Origin of the sequence: Streptomyces pathocidini (genome assembly GCF_001418495.1) — a bacterium.
GTDB classification, from domain to species: Bacteria; Actinomycetota; Actinomycetes; order Streptomycetales; family Streptomycetaceae; genus Streptomyces; species Streptomyces pathocidini.
This window is the reverse complement of record NZ_LIQY01000195.1, coordinates 1-4,428: the sequence shown is the minus strand read 5'-3', so window position 1 is coordinate 4,428 and position 4,428 is coordinate 1. Positions and strand designations below refer to the sequence as shown.

Genomic DNA, 4,428 nt, shown 5'->3' with positions numbered 1-4,428 from the left:
ACGAGCGGCCCTGCGGAGCCCGCGCAGTGCCGCGCCGCCGGTACCGCTGGTCTCCTCGATCCTCAACTGCCGGTGGTCCTCCAGCAGTCCACCGAACGCCACGGGCAAGCCGCTGGCTCTGCGCAGGCTCCGCAGGGCCGCTCGTACCTCCACCGTTTCGCCCGTATGCGCCACTGCAAACCCCTTCACCCCCATCCGGGGGTAGTGAGACCCAGGTCACTGAATACACGATGGTAGTCAGACTCGGACGGCTGGGAGGACACATGGCGGCAATCGACCGGACGGAAAAATTCCGGGCGGCGCGCGACTTCCTCCTGCACCACGCCCAGGACTACCAGACGGCATATGCGGGCTTCCGCTGGCCGTGGCCCGAGCGCTTCAACTGGGCGCTGGACTGGTTCGATTCACTGGCGCTCGAGACCCCCGAACGCACCGCCCTGCACATCGTGGAGGAGGACGGGCGGGAGATCGCGTACTCCTTCGCCGAGTTGCGCGTCCGCTCCGACCGGGTCGCCGACTGGCTGCGCGCGCGGGGCGTACGGGCCGGGGACCGGATCGTCGTCATGCTCGGCAACCAGGCCGAGTTGTGGGAGACCGCGCTCGCCGCGATGAAGCTGCGCGCCGTCGTCATCCCCGCGACCCCGCTCCTCGGCCCGCCCGACCTGCGGGACCGGATCGAGCGCGGCCGGGCGAAGCACGTGGTCGTACGGGCTGAGGACACGGGCAAGTTCGAGGACGTGCCGGGGGACTACACCCGTATCGCGGTCGGGGCGGACCGCGCGGTCGGCGCGGACAGCACGGACAGCACGGGCTGGCTTGCGTATCAGGACGCCCACCGGAGCGCTCACCACGATGCCCACCGCGACGTCCATCAGGACGTCCATCAGGACGTTCACCACAACGCCCACCACCCGGCGCGGGCCTTCGAGCCCGACGGGGACACGTTCGCCGACGACCCCCTGATGCTGTACTTCACCTCCGGCACCACCGCCCGCCCCAAGCTGGTCGAGCACACCCATCTCTCCTACCCAGTCGGCCACTTGGCGACGATGTACTGGATCGGGCTGCGCCCCGGGGACGTGCACCTCAACATCGCCTCGCCGGGCTGGGCCAAACACGCCTGGAGCAACCTCTTCGCGCCCTGGAACGCCGGGGCGACCGTCTTCGTGTACAACTACGGCCGATTCGACGCCGCCCGGCTGATGGCCGCGATGGACCGCCACCGTGTCACCACCTTCTGCGCCCCGCCGACCGTCTGGCGGATGCTCATCCAGGCCGACCTGGCGCAGCTGAAGCGGCCCCCGCGCGAGGCCGTCGCCGCGGGGGAGCCGCTCAACCCGGAGGTCATCGAGCGGGTCAGGGAAGCCTGGGGTGTCACCATCCGGGACGGCTTCGGGCAGACCGAGACGGCCGTGCAGATCGCCAACACCCCGGGCCAGCACCTCAGGTTGGGGTCCATGGGGCGGCCGACCCCCGGCTTCACCGTCGCGCTGCTCGACCCGGTCACCGGCGAGCCGGGCGACGAGGGCGAGATCTGCCTCGACCTCACTGAGCGCCCCGTCGGCCTCATGACGGGCTATCACGGCGATCCCGAGCGCACCGCCGAGGCGATGGCGGGCGGCTACTACCGCACGGGTGACATCGCCGTGCGCGACGCCGAGGGCTACCTCACCTACGTCGGGCGGAGCGACGATGTCTTCAAGGCCTCCGATTACAAGATCTCCCCCTTCGAGCTGGAGAGCGTGCTGCTGGAGCACGAGGCCGTCGCCGAGGCCGCCGTCGTGCCCGCGCCCGACCCGCTGCGGCTCGCCGTGCCCAAGGCGTACGTGGTGCTGGCCGAGGGCTGGGAGCCGGGGCCCGAGACCGCGAAGGCGCTGTTCGCGCACTCGCGGGAGAACCTCGCCCCGTACAAGCGGGTCCGCCGCATCGAGTTCGCGGATCTGCCCAAGACCGTCTCCGGCAAGATCCGCCGGGTCGAGCTGCGCGAGCGTACGGCGCGTGCCGCCGAGGTAAGGACCTCTGAGGAAGGCGCAGCAGAGGGAAGCACCACCGAGGCGAGCACCGCCGAATACCGCGAAGGGGACCCCACATGACCGACCTCTCGTACTCCAGTGGCACGCGCACGGGACCGCTCCTCGGCCACACCATCGGCGCCGACCTGGACCGGTCCGTCGCCGCCCATCCGGACCGCGAGGCGCTGGTCGACATCCTCTCCGGGCAGCGCTGGACGTACGCCGAGTTCGCCCGCGCCGTCGACGAGGTGGCGCTCGGGCTGCTCGCCAAGGGCGTCCGCAAGGGCGCGAGAGTCGGTATCTGGGCGGTCAACTGCGCGGAATGGGCCTTTGTCCAGTACGCGACCGCCCGGATCGGCGCGATCATGGTCAACATCAACCCGGCCTACCGCGTGCACGAGTTGGCGTACGTGCTGAAGCAGGCCGGCGCAGAGGTGCTGGTCGCCTCCGTGGCGCACAAGTCCAGCGACTACCGGCGGATGGTCGAGCAGGTCCGCGCCGACTGCCCGGCGCTGCGCGACGTGGTCTACATCGGCGACCCGACCTGGGACGGGCTCGTGGCCGCGGGCGAGCGGGTGGAGCACGGCCGACTGGCCGCCCGCGCCGCCGAGTTGAGCTGCGACGACCCGGTCAACATCCAGTACACCTCGGGCACCACCGGCTTCCCCAAGGGCGCCACTCTCTCCCACCGCAACATCCTCAACAACGGCTACTGGGTGGGCGAGACGCTCGGCTACACCGAACGGGACCGGATCTGCGTCCCCGTCCCCTTCTACCACTGCTTCGGCATGGTCATGGGCAATCTCGCCGCCACCAGCCACGGCGCCTGCATCGTCATCCCCGCCCCCTCGTTCTGCCCCGAGGCCACCCTCAGCGCCGTCGAGCGCGAGCGCTGCACCTCGCTGTACGGGGTGCCCACGATGTTCATAGCCGAGCTGAACCTGCCGGACTTCGCCACGTACGACCTGTCCACGCTGCGCACCGGGATCATGGCCGGGTCGCCGTGCCCGGTGGAGGTGATGAAGCGGGTCGTGGCCGAGATGCACATGGCCGAGGTGTCCATCTGTTACGGCATGACCGAGACCTCCCCGGTCTCCACCCAGACTCGCCGCGAGGACGACCTGGAGCGGCGCACCGGCACGGTCGGTCGGGTGCTGCCGCACATCGAGGTGAAGGTCGTCGATCCGGAGACCGGCGTGACCCTGCCGCGCGGCGAGCCCGGCGAGCTGTGCACCCGCGGCTACAGCGTGATGCTCGGCTACTGGGACGAGCCGGAGCGCACCGCCGAGGCGGTCGACGAAGGGCGCTGGATGCACACGGGGGACCTCGCGGTCCTGCGCGAGGACGGCTATGTGCAGATCGTGGGCCGCATCAAGGACATGATCATAAGGGGCGGTGAGAACGTCTATCCGCGCGAGATCGAGGAGTTTCTGTACCGGCACCCGAAGATCGCCGACGTGCAGGTGGTCGGGGTGCCGGACGAGAAGTACGGCGAGGAGATCCTGGCCTGCGTCATCCTGCGCGACCCCGCCCAGCCCCTCACCCGCGACGAGCTGGCCCGCTACTGCCGCGGCAGGCTGGCGCACTACAAGATCCCCCGCTATGTGCGGCTGATGGACTCCTTCCCGATGACGGTCAGCGGGAAGGTCCGGAAGGTGGAGCTGCGGGAGCGGTTCGCGGGCGGCGCGGAGGACGGATCCCCGGACGCCCCGGAGGGACTCGTACGGGCATAGCCCCTCGTACGGGCACGGGCCCGTAGCGCGCTACTGCGTGGCGTCGCGGTGGATGCCCAGGGACTCCTGGGCCTCGGGGGAGAGCCCGTAGACGACGTTGACGCTGCCCTCGGGGAGCAGGCCGAGGGAGATCAGCTGCTTGTCGGCGAGTGACCGGAGGACCCGGCGGACGCCCTCGCCCCGCTGCTCCGCCAGTTCGTCCTCGTTCGGGTTCTCCCCCTCGTGGAGCCGGTCCTCGAGGTAGGAGAGGAGCGCCTGCTCCTCGCTGGTCATGTCGTACTCCATGGGTCAACGGTAGAGCGGCGGCGGTGCGCGCGCCCGCTCACGCCCCCATGCGTATGAGGTCGTCGGCCGCGTCGTTGACCGGCTGCGGGGTGCCGGTCAGGTCCATGACGAACAGCGGTACGCGCAGATCGTCGCCGCGGCCGCGGGCGTCGTGCGCGTAGCCGGCGAGTGAGAAGAAGACGGGCTGGGCGGAGGCCGAGAGGCTGTTGAGCCAGAGGCACTCGACCGCGCGGAGCGTGGACGGGCGGGTGCTCGGGTCCACCTGGGCCACCACGCCCCGGCCCCGCAGGTCGACCCCGGAGGCCGGGGCGTGGTGGCCCAGGTGGACCCGAGCACCCGCCCGTCCACGCTCCGCGCGGTCGAGTGCCTCTGGCTCAACAGCCTCTCGGCCTCCGCCC

3 protein-coding genes and 2 pseudogenes are annotated in these 4,428 nt (G+C 70.7%); 2 read left to right on the top strand and 3 right to left on the bottom strand.

Annotation, left to right across the window (positions count from 1 at the left end):
- Nucleotides 1–195: pseudogene (locus AOK16_RS28175) on the bottom strand (hypothetical protein); the annotation flags it as partial.
- 68 nt (nucleotides 196–263) lie between these two features.
- Between AOK16_RS28175 and AOK16_RS11285 the strand changes: the two are divergent.
- Together AOK16_RS11285 and AOK16_RS11280 are read left to right on the top strand one after the other, a co-directional pair.
- Complete coding sequence (locus tag AOK16_RS11285; protein WP_079101261.1) at nucleotides 264–2,093, top strand: AMP-binding protein; 1,830 nt, start codon at nucleotides 264–266, stop codon at nucleotides 2,091–2,093.
- Nucleotides 2,090–3,745: an AMP-binding protein gene (locus AOK16_RS11280; RefSeq protein WP_055472119.1), complete on the top strand. Its 1,656-nt coding sequence runs from the start codon at nucleotides 2,090–2,092 to the stop codon at nucleotides 3,743–3,745. The genes AOK16_RS11285 and AOK16_RS11280 overlap by 4 nt, the downstream gene beginning before the upstream one ends.
- 30 nt (nucleotides 3,746–3,775) lie before the next feature.
- Here the strand turns inward: AOK16_RS11280 and AOK16_RS11275 are convergent, their stop codons facing one another.
- Together AOK16_RS11275 and AOK16_RS11270 are read right to left on the bottom strand one after the other, a co-directional pair.
- Nucleotides 3,776–4,030: a hypothetical protein gene (locus tag AOK16_RS11275; protein WP_157859176.1), complete on the bottom strand. Its 255-nt coding sequence runs from the start codon at nucleotides 4,028–4,030 to the stop codon at nucleotides 3,776–3,778.
- Nucleotides 4,031–4,067: 37 nt separating this feature from the next.
- Nucleotides 4,068–4,428, bottom strand: a pseudogene (locus AOK16_RS11270) (hypothetical protein); the annotation flags it as partial.

Bases quoted from the DNA above. Each gene is read 5' to 3' on its own strand.
- AOK16_RS11285 (WP_079101261.1), top strand. From the start codon at position 264: ATGGCGGCAATCGACCGGACGGAAAAATTCCGGGCGGCGCGCGACTTC.
- AOK16_RS11275 (WP_157859176.1), bottom strand. From the start codon at position 4,030: ATGGAGTACGACATGACCAGCGAGGAGCAGGCGCTCCTCTCCTACCTC.
- AOK16_RS11280 (WP_055472119.1), top strand. From the start codon at position 2,090: ATGACCGACCTCTCGTACTCCAGTGGCACGCGCACGGGACCGCTCCTC.